Origin of the sequence: Streptomyces sp. NBC_00162, assembly GCF_024611995.1 — a bacterium.
Lineage (GTDB): Bacteria > Actinomycetota > Actinomycetes > Streptomycetales > Streptomycetaceae > Streptomyces.
Map to the genome: position 1 here is coordinate 4,740,858 of NZ_CP102509.1, position 18,277 is coordinate 4,759,134.

The window sequence follows — 18,277 nt, forward strand, 5'->3', positions numbered from 1 at the left end:
CCGTTCGGACCATTCAAGATTGGGCCCGTCGGGGGTGTTGCACTGTGCTCGCCTTCCGTAACGTCCTCAACTGGCAGCGGTGAATATGCCGCTGCCGCCGTGGGGGAGCCTCGATTCGGGAGAGGACGGCGCCGGGATGGGCTGGGTTACCGACTGGAGTGCGCAGGCAGCCTGCCGCACTACCGATCCGGATGAACTGTTCGTTCAAGGAGCGGCACAGAACAGGGCCAAGGCGGTGTGCACCGGATGTCCGGTGCGGACCGAGTGCCTGGCCGACGCGCTCGACAATCGTGTCGAGTTCGGTGTGTGGGGCGGAATGACCGAGCGGGAACGTCGTGCGCTGCTGCGCCGGCGTCCCACCGTCACCTCGTGGCGACGGCTGCTCGAAACCGCCCGCACGGAGTACGAGCGCAGTACGGGCATCCTGACCATGGATGCCGATGAGGAGATCGACGTTCCGTACGAGACGTACGCGGCAGCCGGGTAGATCACCCGGACGCCACGTCGTACGAGCGCCGAATGCCTATGCTCCGGCCGGAACCCCGGCCGCGAGTCGTTCTCCGATGGCCCGCAGCCCGGCGAGGTCGTGCACATCGCCGGGCAGGGCCGCCACTTCGGCCACTGCCACCTCGGGGTGCAGTGAGGTGAAGCGATCGCGTGTGCGCTGTTCACGCGCGATCACCTGCATCCGTTCGGCATGCAGCCGGAGCAGTCCTGCCGTGATCTCGTCCACGTCGGAGGCGGGGGAGCCGTCGTCGGCGGAGTCACGAAGTCCAGCTTTCCCGGACTCCTGATCGACAATGCCGCCTTCTTCAAGATTCTCTGCGGCGGCCAGGGCGCGTTCGGCGGACAGCTGGTCGGCGCCGCTGCCGTGCACCCGGTTCAGTACCAGACCGGCCAGCGGCATCTTCTCCGCGGCCAGCCGCTCCACGAAGTACGCCGCCTCGCGCAGGGCGTCCGGTTCGGGAGCCGCGACCACGAGGAAGGCCGTACCGGGAGCCTGGAGCAGCTTGAAGGTGGCGTCCGCGCGCGTGCGGAAACCGCCGAACATGGTGTCCATCGCGGCCACGAAGGTCTGGACGTCCTTGAGCAGCGAGGCACCCATCAGCTTGCTCAGGGTGCCCGTCATCATCGACATGCCGACATTCAGGAACTTCATGCCGGCCCGGCCGCCCACCTTCGCCGGAGCCATCAGCACCCGGATGAACCTCCCGTCCAGGAAGGACCCGAGCCGCTTCGGCGCGTCGAGGAAGTCCAGCGCGGACCGGCTCGGCGGGGTGTCCACGATGATCAGGTCCCAGTCGTCCCTGGCCCGCAGCTGCCCCAGCTTCTCCATCGCCATGTACTCCTGCGTGCCCGCGAAGCCGGCCGACAGCGACTGGTAGAAGGGGTTGGCGAGGATGGCCTCGGCCCGCTCGCCGTCCGCGTGCGCCTCGACGATCTCGTCGAAGGTCCGCTTCATGTCCAGCATCATGGCGTGCAGTTCGCCGTCGGTCCCGGTCCCCACCCCGGTGACCTTGCGCGGGGTGTTGTCCAGCGAATCGATCCCCATCGACTGCGCCAGCCGCCGCGCCGGGTCGATGGTGAGCACGACCGCCTTGCGCCCGCGCTCGGCCGCCCGTACGCCCAGGGCCGCGGCGGTGGTGGTCTTGCCGACCCCGCCCGCCCCGCAGCACACGATGATCCGGGTCTGCGGGTCGTCCAGCAGCCCGTCGACCCCCAGCCGCGGCGGAGTGTCCAGGCCCACGGTGTCCACCCCCTCGCTCATTCGGCCACCGACTGCTTCCGCAGTTCCTTGGCCAGCTCGTACAACCCGGCCAGATCCATCCCCGCGCCGAGCAGGGGCAGTTCGTACGTCGGCAGGTTCAGGCCCGCCAGTACGGTGCGCTGCGCGCGCTCCAGCTCCACCCGGCCCGCGTGCTCGGCGGCCTGTGCGAGCAGCGGGTCCACCAGCCGCTCGGCCAGTCCGCCGCGGCGCGCGCCGCCCAGGCCCGCACGGGACAGCGCCTGGGCCACTCCGGCCCGGTGGTCCTCGGCCGCGGACCTCAGGGTGTCCTCGTCCAGATGGTGCGGGCGCACCATGTTGACGACGACCCGGCCCACCGGAAGCCCGGCTTCCCGGAGTTCCGCGATGCCGTCCGCGGTCTCCTGGACGGGCATCTCCTCCAGGAGGGTGACCAGGTGCACGGCCGTCTCGGGGGACTTGAGCACCTTCATGACGGCCTGGGCCTGGTTGTGGATCGGCCCGAACCGGGCCAGGCCCGCCACCTCGTCGTTGACGTTCAGGAACCTGGTGATCCGCCCGGTCGGCGGCGCGTCCATGATCACGTGGTCGTAGACGAACCGGCCCGCCTTGTCCTTGCGCCGCACCGCCTCGCAGGCCTTGCCCGTCAGCAGCACGTCGCGCAGCCCGGGGGCGATGGTCGTCGCGAAGTCGATGGCGCCGAGCTTCTTGAGCGCGCGGCCCGCCGAGCCGAGCTTGTAGAACATCTGGAGGTAGTCCAGCAGCGCCCGTTCGGCGTCGATGGCGAGCGCGAAGACCTCACCACTGCCGCCTGGCGCCACGGCGATCTTCCGCTCCTCGTAGGGGAGCGCCTCGGCACCGAAGAGCTGCGCGAGCCCTTGCCTGCCCTCGACCTCCACCACAAGAGTCCGCTTGCCCTCGCGTGCGAGGGCAAGCGCGAGTGCCGCGGCGACCGTGGTCTTGCCGGTGCCGCCCTTGCCGCTGACCACCTGGAGCCTGCTCACAGCGTCCGAGCCTAATTCCTTCGCCCCGGACCGCAGGCACTACCCTCGCTCCCATGACCAAGAAGTTCGAATACGCGACCGTCCCGCTGCTGGTCCACGCCACCAAGCAGATCCTGGACACCTGGGGCGAGGACGGCTGGGAGCTCGTCCAGGTCGTGCCCGGGCCGAACAACCCCGAGCAGCTCGTGGCCTACCTCAAGCGGGAGAAGGCATGAGCGGCGTCGTCGAGGCGAAGCTGGCCGAGCTCGGCCTGACCCTGCCCGAGGTCGTCCCGCCGCTGGCCACGTACCAGCCGGCCGTGCGGTCGGGCTCGTACGTGTTCACCTCGGGCCAGCTCCCGATGATCAAGGGCAACCTGCCGGTCACCGGCAAGGTCGGCGCGGAGGTCTCGGCGGAGCAGGCCAAGGAGCTGGCCGCCACGTGCGCGCTGAACGCCCTCGCCGCCGTCAAGTCGATCGTCGGCGACCTCGACAAGATCGCGCGTGTCGTGAAGGTCGTCGGCTTCATCGCCTCGGCCCCCGACTTCACGGCCCAGCCGGGCGTGCTGAACGGTGCGAGTGAACTCCTGGGCGCCGTCCTCGGCGACAAGGGCGTCCACGCCCGCAGCGCGGTCGGCGTGGCGGTCCTCCCGCTGGACGCCCCGGTCGAGGTCGAGATCCAGGTCGAGCTGGTGGCCGGAGCCTGATCCCGCCGTTTTTCCGTACGGGGCCGGGTGGCGCGCTGCGCCATTCCGGCCCCGTCGGCGTTCGAGGCGCGGGTCCGGGGCGGAGCCCCGGCGGCGGCGTCGCAGCCGGACACCTGGGCCGCCGCCGGGGATGACCCTCGAACATCGGGCCGGATGGCCGTAGCATCCCGGCATGCCGAATGGTCAGCAGCAGCCCCAGGCCCAGCCCCCCGCCGGAGGCCAGTGGTACCCGCCGGAGTGGCCCGACCGCATCCGCGCGCTCGCGGACGGTTCCCTCGTCCCGGTGGACCCGAGACGCGCCGCCACCGTGATGCTGCTGCGCGACACCCCCGCCGGACCCGTCGTGCACATGCTGCGCCGACGGGCCTCCATGGCCTTCGCCGGAGGCGCGTACGCCTACCCCGGCGGCGGGGTCGACCCGCGCGACGAGGAGCACCAGGTCGGCTGGGCGGGCCCGAGCCGGGACGACTGGGCCCGCCGCCTCGGCACGGACGCCCGTACCGCGCAGGCCATCGTCTGCGGCGCCGTACGGGAGACCTTCGAGGAGGCGGGCGTGCTGCTCGCCGGCGAGACTCCGGACACCGTCGTCGGCGACACCACCGGCGACGACTGGGAGGCCGACCGGCAGGCGCTCGTGGCGCGGGAGCTGTCCTTCGCGGAGTTCCTGGACCGCCGCGGCCTGCGGCTGCGTTCCGACCTGCTCGGGGCCTGGGCGCGCTGGATCACCCCGGAGTTCGAGCCGCGCCGCTACGACACCTGGTTCTTCGTCGCCGCCCTCCCCGAGGGCCAGCGCACCCGCAACGCCTCCACCGAGGCCGACCGGACCGTGTGGATCCGTCCGGCCGACGCCGCCGACGGGTACGACAAGGGCGAGCTGCTGATGATGCCGCCCACCATCTCCACCCTGCGTTCCCTGGAGCCGTACGGGAGCGCCGCCGAGGCGCTCGCCGCGGCCGGTTCGCAGGACCTGACCCCCGTACTGGCCCAGGCCTCGCTGGAGAACGGCGAGCTGGTGCTCAGCTGGCCGGGCCACGACGAGTTCACCAAACGAGTGCGCCTCGGAGGCTCCTCATGACCGACGCCGCCGCACTGCCCGGCCAGCCCCGCGGAATCGTCACTTCCGGGCCCGCCACCTCCCGCGCGGTCAACATCCTGGCCCCCAACGCCTCCGCGATGACCCTGGACGGCACCAACACCTGGCTGCTCTCCGAGCCCGGATCCACCCAGGCCGTCGTCATCGACCCCGGCCCGCTGGACGAGTCCCACCTCCGCGCGGTCATCGACACCGCCGAGCAGGCCGGGAAGCGGATCGCCCTGACCCTGCTCACCCACGGCCACCCCGACCATGCCGAGGGCGCCGGCCGCTTCGCCGAGCTCACCGGCACCAAGGTCCGCGCCCTGGACCCGGCCCTGAGGCTGGGCGACGAGGGTCTGGCCGCCGGGGACGTGATCAGGACCGGTGGCCTGGAGCTGCGCGTGGTCCCGACCCCCGGGCACACCAGCGACTCGCTCTGCTTCCACCTGCCCGCCGACCGGGCCGTCCTGACCGGGGACACGGTCCTCGGCCGCGGCACCACCGTCGTCGCGCACCCCGACGGCCGGCTCGGGGACTACCTGGACTCCCTGCGGCGTCTGCGCTCGCTCGCCGTGGACGACGGCGTGCACACCGTCCTGCCGGGCCACGGGCCGGTCCTGGAGGACGCCCAGGGCGTCGTGGAGTTCTACCTGGCCCATCGCGCACACCGCCTCGCCCAGGTCGAGACCGCCGTCGAGGACGGCTTCGTCACCCCGCAGGCGGTCGTCGCCCACGTGTACGCGGACGTGGACCGCTCCCTGTGGCCGGCCGCGGAATGGTCCGTACGGGCGCAGCTGGAGTACCTCCAGGAGCACGGGCTGATCCCCGGCGGCCCCGAGTAGCTCCTGGTCCCTTTCCCCGGGCCCGGCTAGCCCCGGCGGTTCTTGGCGCCGTGCCGGGCCGTGTACTCGTCCGCGAGCCAGGGCCCGAGGTCCTCGATGTAGGTGCGCAGCACGGCCGGGTCCGCGACCGGGTCCAGGGCCACGGCGGCCGCCGCCCGCATCTGGGCCGCGCGCTCCGGGTAGTACGTCCCGAAGATCTCCGCGGACTCGGCGAGATCGCTGGTCCAGCCGCCCCACCGCGGCATGACCAGGGTGAATCCGGTGCGCACCAGGCGCCGCGAGAAGATCCGGCTCAGCTTGCGGTACTCGTCCGGGGCCGAGGCCTCCCGCACCCTCGTCCGCCACGTGGGCAGCAGGCCGGCCAGGTCGCCGTTGGTCTCCCGGGCGAGCAGGCTGTCCGGGCGGTAGCGCGGCAGGTGCTCGGCCAGGTCGGCGCCGAGCAGCGGGGTGCACAGGCAGGCGAGGAACCAGCCCAGGTCGAAACGTTCCGCCTCGCTGAGCACGGCGGCCTTGTCCTGGAGCAGGATGCCGACCCCGTCGATCTCCGGGAAGTCCTCGTCGAGCCCGCGCGCCAGCACGTCGGCGGCGTCCCGGTCCTCGCCAGCGGGCTCGTGGTGCAGGACGAGCAGCAGGTCGAGGTCGGACCGGCCGGGCCGGGCCGTCCCGCGCGGCACGGAGCCGTACAGGTAGGCGCTGTGCAGCCGCCGCCCGTACGCGTCGCCGACCCGCTCCCGCGCGGCGGCGACGACGCCCCTGAACTCCCCCTGCACCTTGCCGAGGGACCCCTCCCGCTCGAAGTACCCGTACGCGTCCAGGCCTCTGTGCTCCATGCCTCCACTGTGCCTGGTTCCTCGGCAAATCCAGCCGCAACGGCGCAGCTTCCGAACGCACGAAGGCCCCGCCCGAGGTACGGGCGGGGCCTTCACGAAGCCGAGGGCGTCAGCGCGACCGCTTCGCCAGCCGCTCCACGTCCAGCAGGATCACGGCGCGAGCCTCGAGGCGGAGCCAGCCGCGGCCCGCGAAGTCGGCCAGCGCCTTGTTCACGGTCTCGCGAGAGGCGCCGACGAGCTGCGCGAGCTCCTCCTGCGTGAGGTCGTGCACCACGTGGATGCCCTCCTCCGACTGCACGCCGAACCGGCGCGACAGGTCGAGGAGCGCCCGCGCCACGCGGCCGGGGACGTCGGAGAAGACCAGGTCGGACATCTGGTCGTTGGTCTTGCGCAGGCGCCGGGCGACGGCGCGCAGCAGCGCGGTCGCGACCTCGGGCCGGGCGTTGAGCCAGGGCTGGAGGTCACCGTGCCCGAGGCCGAGCAGCTTGACCTCGGTCAGCGCGGTGGCGGTGGCGGTGCGCGGGCCCGGGTCGAACAGCGACAGTTCGCCGATCAGCTCACCGGGGCCGAGGACGGCCAGCATGTTCTCGCGGCCGTCGGGGGAGGTGCGGTGGAGCTTCACCTTGCCCTCGGTCACGACATACAGCCGGTCTCCGGGATCGCCCTCGTGGAACAGGGCGTCACCGCGTGCGAGGGTCACCTCGCCCATGGAGGCGCGGAGCTCCGCGGCCTGCTCGTCATCGAGCGCCGCGAAGAGCGGGGCGCGCCGCAGAACGTCGTCCACGAGTCTCTCTCCTATGTCGACCAGCTCAGGGGACCGGTCTCCCATTTTGCCGGACGGCTCAAACAGTGCGATCAATCACTACTAAGGATGCCGGACGGACGCGCGTGCTGTGTGGTGAGAGACCAATCAGGGTGGTGTTACCTGAGGTCCGGGCGGGTGTCAGCGGCCGGGCTTAGGCTGGCCGGGTGTCCAATAAGCCGGTGAGAGCACAGGCCAAGGGGTCCGCAGGAGTGATGGCGGCCCATAATTCAGCCGTGGGCGAACAAGCCCCCGTGAAGGTGTCCGCGAAGGCTCCGCCCGCCTCCGAGGGCAAAGGTTCGGCCAAGAAACCGGCCGTGAAGCCCTCCGCGGCGAGGCCGGAATCCCGGCTGGCCATGGTGCGCCGGGCGCGCCGCATCAACCGCGAGCTGGCCGAGATCTATCCGTACGCCCATCCGGAGCTCGACTTCCGCAACCCGTTCGAGCTGCTCGTCGCGACCGTGCTGTCCGCGCAGACCACGGACCTGCGGGTGAACCAGACGACCCCGGCCCTCTTCGCCGCCTACCCGACCCCCGAGGACATGGCCGCGGCCGCTCCGGAGGATCTGGAGGAGCTGATCCGGCCGACCGGGTTCTTCCGGGCGAAGTCCAGGTCCCTGCTCGGGCTGTCGCAGGCCCTGCGGGACAACTTCGGCGGGGAGGTGCCGGGCCGGATCGAGGACCTGGTCACCCTGCCCGGAGTCGGCCGCAAGACGGCCAACGTGGTCCTCGGCAATGCGTTCGGAGTTCCGGGGATCACCGTGGACACGCACTTCGGCCGGCTGGTGCGCCGCTGGAAGTGGACCGAGCAGGAGGACCCGGAGAAGGTCGAGGCGGAGATCTGCGCGATCTTCCCCAAGAGCGAGTGGACGATGCTCTCGCACCGCGTCGTCTTCCACGGCCGCCGGATCTGCCACGCGCGCAAGCCCGCCTGCGGGGCCTGCCCGATCGCCCCGCTCTGCCCGGCGTACGGGGAGGGCGAGACGGACCCGGAGAAGGCGCGGAAGCTGCTGAAGTACGAGAAGGGCGGCCAGCCGGGCCAGCGCCTGACCCCGCCCCCGGACTACCCGGGCCTCCCGGCTCCGCCCCTGGGCTCCGCCCCGGCCTGAATCCGGCCTCGCCGGAGATCGGGGCGTGGGGTTGAGGGCGAGACCCGGCAGCTGCGCCGCACCTGTGGAACGAATCGGTACCCGCACCGCGTTTGGCGTTGTGGGAAAACACGGACAGGGATGCCTATGACTGGGGCTACGCAGAACCGCCGGGCCGACGCCGACGCGTCCGAGGCGTCGTACGGCGGCCGGAGCGGCGAGCGTGACGGGACGGCTCTGAGCACCGACGGCCTGCCCGCCTGGCTGGATCCCGTCGTCGAGGCCGCCCGGACCATAGAGCCGCCCCAGCTGAGCCGGTTCCTGCCGCCCGAGGACGGCCGCGGGCGGCAGTCCGCCGTGCTCGTCCTGTTCGGCGAAGGGCCCCGCGGGCCCGAGCTGCTGCTCATGGAGCGCGCCGGCACCCTCCGCTCGCACGCGGGCCAGCCGTCCTTCCCCGGCGGCGCCCTCGACCCGGAGGACGGCGATCCGCACACCACCGGCCCGCTGCGCGCCGCGCTGCGCGAGGCCGAGGAGGAGACCGGGCTCGACCCGTCCGGTGTCCAGCTCTTCGGGGTGCTGCCCCGGCTCTACATCCCGGTCAGCGAGTTCGTCGTCACCCCGGTCCTCGGCTGGTGGCGCACCCCGAGCCCGATCGGCGCCGTTGACCCGGCCGAGACGGCCCGCGTCTTCACGGTGCCCGTGGCCGATCTCACGGACCCCGAGCACCGGGTCACGGCCGTCCACCCGAGCGGTCACCTCGGGCCCGGTTTCACCGTCGAATCCGCTCTGGTCTGGGGCTTCACCGCCGGGGTGATCGACCGGCTCCTGCACTTCGCCGGGTGGGAACGGCCGTGGGACCGCTCACGTCACGTCCCGCTCGACTGGCGCGCGTGAGACGGTGACCCACGTGAACGTGCTGGACATCCTGTTGCTGCTCGCTGCCGTGTGGTTCGCGATCGTCGGCTACCGCCAGGGGTTCGTCGTCGGCATCCTGTCGGTGATCGGCTTCCTCGGCGGTGGCCTCATCGCCGTGTCCCTGATCCCGCTGATCTGGGACCAGGTGACGGACAACGGCACCCGGGTGTCCACCACGGTCGTCGTGATCGCCGTCGTCGTGATCATCGTCTTCGCCTCGATCGGCCAGGCCCTCACCACCCACCTCGGAAGCCGGCTCCGCCGCCACATCACCTGGTCACCGGCGCGCGTGCTCGACGCGACCGGCGGAGCCCTGGTCAACGTGGTCGCGATGCTGCTGGTGGCCTGGCTGATCGGCTCCGCGCTCGCCGGGACGTCACTTCCCACGCTGGGCAAGGAAGTCCGTAATTCCAGGGTGCTCCTGGGCGTGTCGCGGGTGCTGCCCGCACAGGCGAACACGTGGTTCTCGGACTTCAGTTCCACCCTGGCGCAGAACGGCTTCCCGCAGGTGTTCAGCCCGTTCTCCAACGAGCCCATCACCGAGGTGAAGGCGCCCGATCCGGCGCTCGCCAGCAGCCCGATCACCGAGCAGGCCAAGCGCTCGATCGTGAAGGTCGTCGGCACCGCGCCCAGTTGCAGCAAGGTGCTGGAGGGCACGGGCTTCGTCTTCGCGCCCGGCAAGGTGATGACCAACGCGCACGTCGTCGGCGGGGTCGGCGAGCCGACCGTGCAGATCGGCGGCGAGGGCAAGCTGTACGACGGCAAGGTCGTGCTCTACGACTGGGAGCGCGACATCGCCGTCCTGGACGTGCCCAAGCTGAAGGCGCCGGCGCTGGAGTTCACCGACAGGGACGCGGGGAGCGGCAGCGACGCGATCGTCGCCGGTTTCCCGGAGAACGGCGCGTACGACGTCCGCTCCGCCCGCGTCCGCGGCCGGATCAACGCCAACGGCCCGGACATCTACCACCGGGGCACCGTCCGGCGCGACGTCTACTCGCTGTACGCGACGGTCCGCCAGGGCAACTCCGGCGGCCCGCTGCTGACGCCCGACGGCAAGGTGTACGGGGTCGTGTTCGCGAAGTCCCTCGACGACCCGAACACCGGCTACGCCCTGACCGTGGACGAGATCCGCGACGACATCCGGATCGGCCGGAGCGCCGAACAGCGGGTCGACAGCCAGGGCTGCGCCCTCTGAGACCGAGACGCCGGGCCCGCGAGGGACCGGCTGGTCATGAGGTCTCTACGTCCGCGGATGACGCAGGCGCGCCGAGACCCAGAGGGCCCGGCGGCGCAGGATGCGTGGAATCCCGAGGTGGAGGTCGTGGCCGTGCCGGCCGGTCCTCCCGTGGGCGCCCGGCGTCGCTGCCGAGCGGCGTTCGTGTGCGGTGTCACCGTAGTCGTGCGTCCAGCCCATACTCCGAGCTGTGCCCGTGCCCCATGGTCGGTAACCCCGTACGAGGCGGCCAATTGGCCTATGCGCGAGGCAATTGAATGCTCGTCATACCGATCAGCGGTCCGGTTCGGGGTCCTTGAGCCAGTTCACCAGCTCGGTCGAGAAGGCCACCGGGTCCTCCTCGTGCGGGAAGTGCCCGAGACCGTCGAACAGCCGCCACCGGTACGGGGCTTCGACGTACTGCCCGGATCCGGCCGCGCTCCGCGTGCGCATCACCGGGTCGAGCGAGCCGTGCAGGTGCAGCGTCGGCACGCGCACCGGCCGCTTCATGCGCCGGTTGAACTGGAGGCCGTCGGGCCGTGCCATCGACCGCATCATCCACCGGTACGGCTCGATCGAGCAGTGTGCGGTGGAAGGGATGCACATCGCCCGCCGGTACACGGCGAGTGCCTCCTCGTCGGCGCCGTCCTCCTGGAGCCGCGGACCCGACCAGTCGCGGATCAGCTCCCCCACGAGGGCCCCGTCGTCGGCGACGAGCTGCCGCTCGGGGACGAACGGCCGCTGGAAGCCCCAGATGTGCGAACTCGCCCGGGTCTGACCGAAGTCGGACAGCATCGCCGAGCGCCAGCGGCGCGGATGCGGCATGGAGGAGACGACCAGGCGGCGCACCAGCTTGGGCCGCATCACGGCCGCGGTCCAGGCGAGGTAGCCGCCCAGATCGTGCCCGACGAGCGCGGCGTCCGGCTCGCCGAGGGACCGTACGACCCCGGTGATGTCGAGCGCCAGATTGGCGGGGTCGTAACCGCGCGGGGTGCGGTCGCTGCCGCCCACTCCGCGCAGGTCCATCGCGACCGCCCGGTAGCCGGCGTCGGCGAGCGCGGTCAGCTGGTGCCGCCAGGTCCACCAGAACTGCGGGAAGCCGTGCAACAGCAACACCAGCGGCCCGTCACCGAGCTCGGCGACGTGGAAGCGGGCGCCGTTGGCGGCGACGTCCCGGTGCGTCACCGCCTGACCGCCGGGCAGATCGAGCCGGATCGCCGAGGCGGCGGTGGGCGGATTGCTGGGGTCCGGCGAGGGCACTGTCATGAGGACGAGCGTGCCACACCCACAGCCTTGTCACTCACCGGTCGCTCGTGGGGCTTGACGGTGGCGACGAGGGCGGCGGTCTGCCTGACCGCCTCGATGGTCTTCACCGGCGGCTTGACCTTCTTGAACTTCACGTAGGCGAGGAGCCCGACCAGGCCCGCGAGCAGCCAGAACGCGACGCCGACGATGAGGAAGGACCAGGCGAGCCCGAGCCCGAGGTTATGGATCCCGTAGGCCGCGGCGAAACTCAGTACGGGGAGGGAGAAGAGCAGGAGCACGCCCGCGGCGATCGCGGCACCGCTGCCGATGCCCGCGCGCTTGACGTCCTGCTTGATCTCCACCTTCGCGAGGGCGATCTCGTCGTGCACCAGGGCCGACATCTCGGCGGTGGCCGAGGCGACCAGCTGGCCGAGTGTGCGCTCGGCTCCTTGCGCCCCTTGGTCCACTGCGCTCATCGCTCTCTCCTTTTGTCGTCTGCCGCGTCTGTACGCCGTCCTTCGTCAGATCATGCCGGACGGTCGCCCCCGATGCTGGACCCGGCCGCCGCTTCGGCCTGGCGGCGGTGCTCCGCGGCCTTCTCCTCGTGGATCTTCGCCATCCGCAGGTGGTACGCCGGGGTGTGCTCCTCGTAGATGTCCGGGATGCCGTCGTGGTCCTCGTCGCGCTCCTCGGCCTCGGTCAGCGCACGGTACTTGCGGTCGCGGAGCTTGAGCAGGACGCAGGCGATCACAGCGGCGATGAGGGAGCCGATCAGGACGGCGGCCTTGATCTCGTCGGTGAGGATCGGGTCGCCGGCGAAGGCGAGTTCGCCGATCAGCAGCGAGACGGTGAATCCGATCCCGGCGAGCGAGGCGACGGCGAGTACGTCCGGCCAGGCGAGGTCGTCGTTCAGTTCGGCCTTGGTGAAGCGGGCGGCCAGCCAGGTGCCGCCGAAGATGCCCACCGTCTTGCCGACGACCAGGCCGAGGACCACACCGAGGGTCTCGGGCCGGGTGAACACCTGGCCGATGGCCTCGTCGGAGAGGGAGACCCCGGCGGCGAAGAGCGCGAAGAGCGGTACGGCGAGACCGGCCGAAATCGGCCGTACGAGGTGCTCGATGTGCTCGCCGGGGGACTGGGTCTCACCCTCCTTGCGGGTGCAGCGCAGCATCAGGCCCATGGCGACACCGGCGATGGTGGAGTGGACACCGCTGTTGTACATCAGGCCCCAGACGGCCAGGGCGAGCGGAACGTAGATGTACCAGCCGCGGACGCCCCGGCGCAGCAGGAACCAGAACAGGGCGAGGCCCACGACCGCGCCGCCGAGGGCCGGGAAGTCGATCTCGCTGGTGAAGAACACCGCGATGATGATGATCGCGAAGAGGTCGTCGACGACGGCGAGGGTGAGCAGGAACGCGCGCAGGGCGGAGGGCAGTGAGGTGCCGATGACCGCGAGGACGCCGAGCGCGAAGGCGATGTCGGTGGCGGTCGGGACCGCCCAGCCGCTCATGGAACCGTCGCCGAAGATGTTGACGAGGGCGTAGACCCCGGCGGGGGCGGCCATGCCGCATATCGCGGCGATGACGGGGAGGGCGGCGGCCTTCGGTTCGCGCAGGTCGCCCGCGACCAGCTCGCGCTTGAGCTCGATGCCGGCCACGAAGAAGAAGATCGCCAGCAGGCCGTCGGCGGCCCAGTGCTGGATCGAGAGGTCCAGGCCGAGGAACGCGGGGCCGATGTGGAAGTCCCGGACGGTCTGGTAGCTCTCCGTCAGGGCGGGGGTGTTCGCCCAGATCAGGGCGGCAACGGCGGCCACGAGAAGCAGAACACCGCCGACGGTCTCGGTGCGCAGGGCGTCGGCGACGAACCGGCGCTCGGGCAGCGAGAGCCGTCCGAGGAACTTGCGGCTCTGGTGGTCGGTGGGGTTGGGCGCGGCCACGGGTGGGACACCTCCGGTTGGTCGACGGCATGACGAATGCAGTTGCCGACCAGACTTCCCGGCGCACCTAGAGAGTTAAAGATGTCAAATATTGACGTTTCTCTTACTTTACAGGGTGCGCGCAGTCGTATCGGGTGATCTTCACCTTAAACGGGAGGGGGGTGTCCGGCGCGCTGTGCGCCGGACACCCCCCTGAGCCGATCGGCCCGTCGGTCCTGCTCAGTCCTCGCTGGAAGCGGAGGGCAGCTTGCTCTGGATCAGGTCCATGACCGAGGAGTCGGCGAGCGTGGTGACGTCGCCGACCGTGCGGTTCTCCGCCACGTCGCGCAGCAGGCGGCGCATGATCTTGCCCGAGCGGGTCTTCGGCAGCTCCTGGACCGGCAGGATCCGCTTCGGCTTGGCGATCGGGCCGAGCGTGGCACCCACGTGGTTGCGCAGCTCGGCGACCAGGGTGTCGGTCTCCGAGGCGCTGCCGCGCAGGATGACGAAGGCCACGATGGCCTGGCCGGTGGTCTCGTCGTTGGCGCCGACCACGGCCGCCTCGGCGACCGAGGGGTGCGAGACGAGCGCCGACTCGACCTCGGTCGTCGAGATGTTGTGGCCGGACACCAGCATCACGTCGTCCACCCGGCCGAGCAGCCAGATGTCGCCGTCCTCGTCCTTCTTGGCACCGTCGCCCGCGAAGTACTTGCCCTCGAACCGCGACCAGTAGGTGTCGATGAACCGCTGGTCGTCACCCCAGATGGTGCGCAGCATCGACGGCCACGGCTCGGTCAGGACCAGGTAGCCGCCTCCGCCGTTCGGGACCTCGTTCGCCTCGTCGTCCACGACGGTGGCGGAGATCCCGGGCAGCGCGCGCTGCGCCGAGCCCGGCTTGGTCTCCGTGACGCCGGGCAGCGGGGAGATCATCATCGCGCCGGTCTCGGTCTGCCACCAGGTGTCCACGATCGGGCAGCGGTCGCCGCCGATGTGCTTGCGGTACCAGATCCAGGCCTCGGGGTTGATCGGCTCGCCGACCGAGCCCAGTACGCGCAGGCTCGACAGGTCGAACTTCGCGGGGATGTCGTCGCCCCACTTCATGAACGTACGGATGGCCGTGGGCGCCGTGTAGAGGATGGTGACGCCGTACTTCTGCACGACCTCCCAGAACCGGCCCTGGTGCGGGGTGTCCGGCGTGCCCTCGTACATCACCTGGGTGGCGCCGTTCGCGAGCGGCCCGTAGACGATGTACGAGTGCCCGGTCACCCAGCCGATGTCGGCGGTGCACCAGTAGACGTCGGTCTCCGGCTTCAGGTCGAAGACCGCGTGGTGGGTGTACGCGGCCTGCGTGAGGTAGCCGCCGGAGGTGTGCAGGATGCCCTTCGGCTTACCCGTGGTCCCCGAGGTGTAGAGGATGAAGAGCGGGTGCTCGGCGTCGAAGGCCTGCGGGGTGTGCTCGGCGGACTGCCGGCCGACCACGTCGTGCCACCAGACGTCCCGGCCCTCGGTGAAGGCGGTCTCCTGGCCGGTGCGCTGCACCACCAGCACGTGCTTGACCTGCGGGCACTTGCCGACGGCCTCGTCGATGGCCGACTTCAGGGCGGTGGGCTTGCCGCGGCGGTAGCCGCCGTCGGCGGTGATGACCAGTTTGGCGTCCGCGTCCTGGATGCGGGAGGCGACGGCGTCGGCGGAGAAGCCGCCGAAGACCACGGAGTGCGCGGCGCCGATACGGGCGCACGCGAGCATCGCCACGACCGCCTCGGGGATCATCGGCAGGTAGACGGCGACGCGGTCCCCGGCCTGGACGCCCAGTTCGGACAGGGCGTTGGCGGCCCTGGAGACCTCGTCCTTGAGCTCGGCGTAGGTGATCGCGCGGCTGTCGCCGGGCTCGCCCTCGAAGTGGATGGCGACACGGTCGCCGTTGCCGGCCTCGACGTGCCGGTCCACGCAGTTGTACGCGACGTTCAGCTTGCCGTCCGCGAACCACTTCGCGAAGGGCGGGTTCGTCCAGTCGAGCGTCTCGGTCGGCTCCGTGGCCCAGGTCAGCCGCCGGGCCTGCTCGGCCCAGAAGCCCAGCCGGTCCGCGTCGGCCTGTGTGTACGCAGCCTCTTTCACATTGGCGGCGGCGGCCAGATCGGCGGGCGGTGCGAACCGCCGCTCCTCCTTGAGCAGATTGGCCAGGCTTTCATTGCTCACGACATATCCCTTTCCCAGGGTGTCCGTTGTGTCCCCGGCATAGCTCATCAGTCAGCGGCCCGGGTGACAAGAGGTAGCCGAGAATTGGTTTAGACCTATAGCACGTCCAGGTGCGTGCGACGGCCCCTTCCCGCTGCAGGGTGCGGAAAGGGGCCAAGCGATTGCACGGATACCGGAGGGTATCGGTTCGAACGTGCCGTGATGTCGTCGCGAATCAGGCGCTCTGGCCGACCGTGTCGAAGACCCGGCAGTCGAAGAAGTCCTCGCCCTCGGACAGCAGATAGGCCTGGGCCTCGCCCACGTGGAAGTACATCCCGTGCAGCTCCAGCGTGCCCTCGGCGAGCCGCCTGGCCACCGATTCGTGGGCCCGCAGGTGCTCCAGCTGCTGCACCACGTTGGTCAGGCACAGCTGCTCCACGGCGTCCGCCGGGAGCCGGCCCGAGATCCTGGCCCAGGCGTGGTGCCGGCTGGCCATCCGCTCCAGGCTGGGCAGCCCGTGCCGGAGCCAGCGGCGCAACGGGGTCATGGGGGCTCCGGGGGAGGAGTTGAGCAGCGCCTGCATGGCTCCGCAGCCCGAGTGCCCGCACACCGTGATGCTGTCGACCTGGAGCACGTCCACCGCGTACTCGATGGCCGCAGCGACGGAGTCGTCGGTGGACTCGGCGCCCGGCAGCGGGACGAGGTTGCCGACGTTGCGGACCGTGAACAGGTCCCCCGGTCCGCTGGCCGTGATCATGCTGGTCACCAGGCGGGAGTCCGCACAGGTGAGGAAGAGCTGGGAGGGCCGCTGCCCCTCGCGGGCCAGGCGGGCCAGCTCGTCCCGTACGTGCGGTGCGGTGTCGCGCTGGAAGGCGCCGATCCCGTTGGCCAGCTGACCGGCGCCGCGCCGCCGCGCAGGCGGCGCCAGGGCTGCCGGTACGACAGCGGTGGCCTGGTCCGCAAGGGTGTCGGCAGCCTGGTGGTCGCAGTGGTTCTGCCACGGGGTCCAGGGACGGCAGCACTGGTGTCCGCCGCGCTGCGGGGTCCGCCGGCCGAGGTCGGAGCGCTGGGCCCCGTCGGCTCGGCGGCCGGTGACCTCCACCGATCCGCCGTGCGAGAGGTGGGAGTCCTGCCAGTCCTGCAGCGTCTCGTATGCCGCGTGGTCCATGAACGAGCCGTCCAGCTCGACCACCACACGCCCGTCGTGCGGAATCTGGTTCAGCACCCGGCTCAGCCGCGGCACCGCGAGGAAGGTCAACTGCCCGCGCGCCCATACCCGGTGGACACCGGTGTCCAGCTGTTCCACCGTGATCCGGGTCCTGGCCAGCCGGTGCAGGGCCAGGGCGACCGCCACCGCGATGCCGATGGCCACGCCCTCCAGGACCCCGCCGAGGACCACTCCCACGATGGTCGTGCCGTAGACCACGATCTCGCCGTGCCGGGTGACGGTACGCAGGTGCGTGGCGCTCACCATCTGCACGCCCACCGCCATCACCAGCGCGGCCAGCGCGGCCAGCGGGATCAGGTCGAGGGCGGGGACGAGCAGTCCCGCCGCGAGCAGTACCCACAGGCCGTGCAGCATGACCGACCGCCGGCTGACGGCGCCGGACTTGACGTTCGCCACGCTGCGCATGGCCCCGCCCGCGACGGGCAGTCCGCCGAGCGCGCCGGAGACGATGTTCGCCGCGCCCTGTCCCCGCAGTTCCCGGTTGAGGTCGGCGCGCGGCGGGCGGTTGCCCGTACCCCGCTCGGAGGCGATCAGTTTGTCGGTCGCGACTGCGGAGAGCAGGGACTCGACGCTGCCGACCAGGGTGACGGTCAGGACGGCGGCGATGATGCCGAGGACCGGGCCCTCGGGGAGCTCGGGCAGGGCGTGGCTGCGCCAGGACGGCAGGTCCACCCGGGGCAGGCTCAGGCCGGTCAGGGCGGCGAACGCGGTGGCCGTCGCCACGGCGGCGAGCGCGGCCGGCACCTTGCGCAGGGCGCGGCCGGCCCGCCCGGGCAGCTTCGGCCAGCTGAACAGGACGAGCAGTGTCAGCACGCTGACGCCGAGCGCGACCGGATGCAGATCGGCCAACTGGTCCGGCAGCCCGATGACGTTGGCGACGGCGGAGCTCTGCGGAGTGCCGCCGAGCACGATGTGCAGCTGGGCCAGCGCGATGGTCACGCCGATGCCGGCGAGCATGCCGTGCACGATGGCCGGGCTGACCATGAGCGCCGACCGGGCGGTGCGCAGCAGAGCGAGGCCCAGCTGGCAGATGCCGGCGAGCACGGTGACGGCACAGGTGGTACGCCACCCGTAGTGCTGGATCAATTCGGCGCTGACGACCGTGAGTCCGGCCGCGGGTCCGCTCACCTGGAGCGGGGCGCCGCCGAGCCGTCCGGCGACGATCCCGCCGACGGCCGCGGCGACCAGCCCGGCCTGGAGCGGGGCCCCGGTGGCCAGGGCGATGCCGAGGGAGAACGGCAGGGCGATCAGGAAGACGGCGATGGAGGCGGAGAGGTCCGCGGGCAGGTCCTTGCGGGCCTGTTTGCGGGCCTGCTCGCGGGACTTGGAGCGGATCGCTTTGGCGCAGATCTCCTGGGCCTGGATCTCTTGCGCCTGGATCTCTTCGTCTGTGGGTGTGGGTGAGGTGGCTGTCATAAGGTCCCGTCTCCTCTGGGGGAGGGATGAAGCGGCGGGAGTCTCAACACTCGGTAAATGGATGGTAATGGAGAGTAAAGGCCTCTGGTGGGTAATACGG

17 protein-coding genes are annotated in these 18,277 nt (G+C 71.1%); 8 read left to right on the forward strand and 9 right to left on the reverse strand.

Annotation, left to right across the window (positions count from 1 at the left end):
- Window positions 1–136: 136 nt before the first annotated feature.
- Window positions 137–487 carry a WhiB family transcriptional regulator gene (locus JIW86_RS22145; protein ID WP_257559391.1) on the forward strand — a complete coding sequence of 117 codons (351 nt, stop codon included), beginning with the start codon at window positions 137–139 and terminating at the stop codon, window positions 485–487.
- Window positions 488–523: 36 nt separating this feature from the next.
- Here JIW86_RS22145 and JIW86_RS22150 read toward each other — a convergent pair whose 3' ends face one another.
- Together JIW86_RS22150 and JIW86_RS22155 are read right to left on the reverse strand one after the other, a co-directional pair.
- On the reverse strand, window positions 524–1,768 hold the full coding sequence (locus JIW86_RS22150; RefSeq protein WP_257555598.1) for an ArsA family ATPase: 1,245 nt from the start codon (window positions 1,766–1,768) through the stop codon (window positions 524–526).
- Window positions 1,765–2,748, reverse strand: a complete 984-nt coding sequence (locus JIW86_RS22155) for an ArsA family ATPase (RefSeq protein WP_257555599.1) — start codon at window positions 2,746–2,748, stop codon at window positions 1,765–1,767. Before JIW86_RS22155 ends, JIW86_RS22150 begins: the two co-directional genes overlap by 4 nt.
- 53 nt (window positions 2,749–2,801) lie before the next feature.
- Here JIW86_RS22155 and JIW86_RS22160 point away from each other — a divergent pair, with 53 nt between their 5' ends.
- From JIW86_RS22160 to JIW86_RS22175, 4 genes are all read left to right on the forward strand, one after another.
- Window positions 2,802–2,963 (forward strand): DUF4177 domain-containing protein, encoded by a 162-nt coding sequence (locus JIW86_RS22160; RefSeq protein WP_007264966.1) that lies wholly within the window; start codon window positions 2,802–2,804, stop codon window positions 2,961–2,963.
- Window positions 2,960–3,433 (forward strand): RidA family protein, encoded by a 474-nt coding sequence (locus JIW86_RS22165; protein WP_215143423.1) that lies wholly within the window; start codon window positions 2,960–2,962, stop codon window positions 3,431–3,433. The genes JIW86_RS22160 and JIW86_RS22165 overlap by 4 nt, the downstream gene beginning before the upstream one ends.
- Window positions 3,434–3,605: 172 nt before the next feature.
- On the forward strand, window positions 3,606–4,508 hold the full coding sequence (locus tag JIW86_RS22170; protein WP_257555600.1) for an NUDIX hydrolase: 903 nt from the start codon (window positions 3,606–3,608) through the stop codon (window positions 4,506–4,508).
- Entirely contained in the window at window positions 4,505–5,350 is an 846-nt protein-coding gene (locus tag JIW86_RS22175) for an MBL fold metallo-hydrolase (RefSeq protein ID WP_215143427.1), read from the forward strand. Before JIW86_RS22170 ends, JIW86_RS22175 begins: the two co-directional genes overlap by 4 nt.
- Before the next feature lie 26 nt (window positions 5,351–5,376).
- Here JIW86_RS22175 and JIW86_RS22180 read toward each other — a convergent pair whose 3' ends face one another.
- Together JIW86_RS22180 and JIW86_RS22185 are read right to left on the reverse strand one after the other, a co-directional pair.
- On the reverse strand, window positions 5,377–6,180 hold the full coding sequence (locus JIW86_RS22180) for a nucleotidyltransferase domain-containing protein (protein WP_257555601.1): 804 nt from the start codon (window positions 6,178–6,180) through the stop codon (window positions 5,377–5,379).
- A gap of 109 nt (window positions 6,181–6,289) precedes the next feature.
- Window positions 6,290–6,964 (reverse strand): Crp/Fnr family transcriptional regulator, encoded by a 675-nt coding sequence (locus tag JIW86_RS22185; RefSeq protein ID WP_003981529.1) that lies wholly within the window; start codon window positions 6,962–6,964, stop codon window positions 6,290–6,292.
- A gap of 233 nt (window positions 6,965–7,197) precedes the next feature.
- On the opposite strand from JIW86_RS22185, the gene nth reads away from it, so the two are divergent.
- The 3 genes from nth (at window position 7,198) to JIW86_RS22200 (ending at window position 10,180) form a co-directional block, all read left to right on the forward strand.
- On the forward strand, window positions 7,198–8,091 hold the full coding sequence (gene nth / locus JIW86_RS22190) for an endonuclease III (RefSeq protein ID WP_257559392.1): 894 nt from the start codon (window positions 7,198–7,200) through the stop codon (window positions 8,089–8,091).
- A 120-nt stretch (window positions 8,092–8,211) separates the two neighbouring features.
- Window positions 8,212–8,964, forward strand: coding sequence for an NUDIX hydrolase (locus tag JIW86_RS22195; RefSeq protein ID WP_416237585.1), 753 nt, complete (start codon window positions 8,212–8,214; stop codon window positions 8,962–8,964).
- A 13-nt stretch (window positions 8,965–8,977) separates the two neighbouring features.
- On the forward strand, window positions 8,978–10,180 hold the full coding sequence (locus tag JIW86_RS22200; protein WP_215143432.1) for a MarP family serine protease: 1,203 nt from the start codon (window positions 8,978–8,980) through the stop codon (window positions 10,178–10,180).
- 312 nt (window positions 10,181–10,492) lie between these two features.
- Here JIW86_RS22200 and JIW86_RS22205 read toward each other — a convergent pair whose 3' ends face one another.
- The 5 genes from JIW86_RS22205 to JIW86_RS22225 all read right to left on the reverse strand — a co-directional run bounded on the left by JIW86_RS22205 (window position 10,493) and on the right by JIW86_RS22225 (window position 18,177).
- Entirely contained in the window at window positions 10,493–11,464 is a 972-nt protein-coding gene (locus JIW86_RS22205) for an alpha/beta fold hydrolase (protein ID WP_257555605.1), read from the reverse strand.
- Window positions 11,461–11,919: a phage holin family protein gene (locus tag JIW86_RS22210; protein WP_215143436.1), complete on the reverse strand. Its 459-nt coding sequence runs from the start codon at window positions 11,917–11,919 to the stop codon at window positions 11,461–11,463. Before JIW86_RS22210 ends, JIW86_RS22205 begins: the two co-directional genes overlap by 4 nt.
- A gap of 50 nt (window positions 11,920–11,969) precedes the next feature.
- Window positions 11,970–13,379 carry a Na+/H+ antiporter NhaA gene (gene nhaA, locus JIW86_RS22215; protein ID WP_257555606.1) on the reverse strand — a complete coding sequence of 470 codons (1,410 nt, stop codon included), beginning with the start codon at window positions 13,377–13,379 and terminating at the stop codon, window positions 11,970–11,972.
- Between the two features lie 219 nt (window positions 13,380–13,598).
- On the reverse strand, window positions 13,599–15,602 hold the full coding sequence (gene acs / locus JIW86_RS22220) for an acetate--CoA ligase (protein WP_257555608.1): 2,004 nt from the start codon (window positions 15,600–15,602) through the stop codon (window positions 13,599–13,601).
- A gap of 166 nt (window positions 15,603–15,768) precedes the next feature.
- Complete coding sequence (locus JIW86_RS22225) at window positions 15,769–18,177, reverse strand: SulP family inorganic anion transporter (RefSeq protein WP_257555609.1); 2,409 nt, start codon at window positions 18,175–18,177, stop codon at window positions 15,769–15,771.
- Window positions 18,178–18,277 lie beyond the last annotated feature (100 nt).

Bases quoted from the DNA above. Each gene is read 5' to 3' on its own strand.
- JIW86_RS22205 (WP_257555605.1), bottom strand. From the start codon at position 11,464: ATGACAGTGCCCTCGCCGGACCCCAGCAATCCGCCCACCGCCGCCTCG.
- JIW86_RS22210 (WP_215143436.1), bottom strand. From the start codon at position 11,919: ATGAGCGCAGTGGACCAAGGGGCGCAAGGAGCCGAGCGCACACTCGGC.
- JIW86_RS22145 (WP_257559391.1), top strand. From the start codon at position 137: ATGGGCTGGGTTACCGACTGGAGTGCGCAGGCAGCCTGCCGCACTACC.
- JIW86_RS22170 (WP_257555600.1), top strand. From the start codon at position 3,606: ATGCCGAATGGTCAGCAGCAGCCCCAGGCCCAGCCCCCCGCCGGAGGC.
- JIW86_RS22160 (WP_007264966.1), top strand. From the start codon at position 2,802: ATGACCAAGAAGTTCGAATACGCGACCGTCCCGCTGCTGGTCCACGCC.
- JIW86_RS22165 (WP_215143423.1), top strand. From the start codon at position 2,960: ATGAGCGGCGTCGTCGAGGCGAAGCTGGCCGAGCTCGGCCTGACCCTG.
- JIW86_RS22175 (WP_215143427.1), top strand. From the start codon at position 4,505: ATGACCGACGCCGCCGCACTGCCCGGCCAGCCCCGCGGAATCGTCACT.
- acs (WP_257555608.1), bottom strand. From the start codon at position 15,602: ATGAGCTATGCCGGGGACACAACGGACACCCTGGGAAAGGGATATGTC.
- JIW86_RS22225 (WP_257555609.1), bottom strand. From the start codon at position 18,177: ATGACAGCCACCTCACCCACACCCACAGACGAAGAGATCCAGGCGCAA.
- JIW86_RS22150 (WP_257555598.1), bottom strand. From the start codon at position 1,768: ATGAGCGAGGGGGTGGACACCGTGGGCCTGGACACTCCGCCGCGGCTG.
- JIW86_RS22180 (WP_257555601.1), bottom strand. From the start codon at position 6,180: ATGGAGCACAGAGGCCTGGACGCGTACGGGTACTTCGAGCGGGAGGGG.
- nth (WP_257559392.1), top strand. From the start codon at position 7,198: ATGGCGGCCCATAATTCAGCCGTGGGCGAACAAGCCCCCGTGAAGGTG.
- JIW86_RS22195 (WP_416237585.1), top strand. From the start codon at position 8,212: ATGCCTATGACTGGGGCTACGCAGAACCGCCGGGCCGACGCCGACGCG.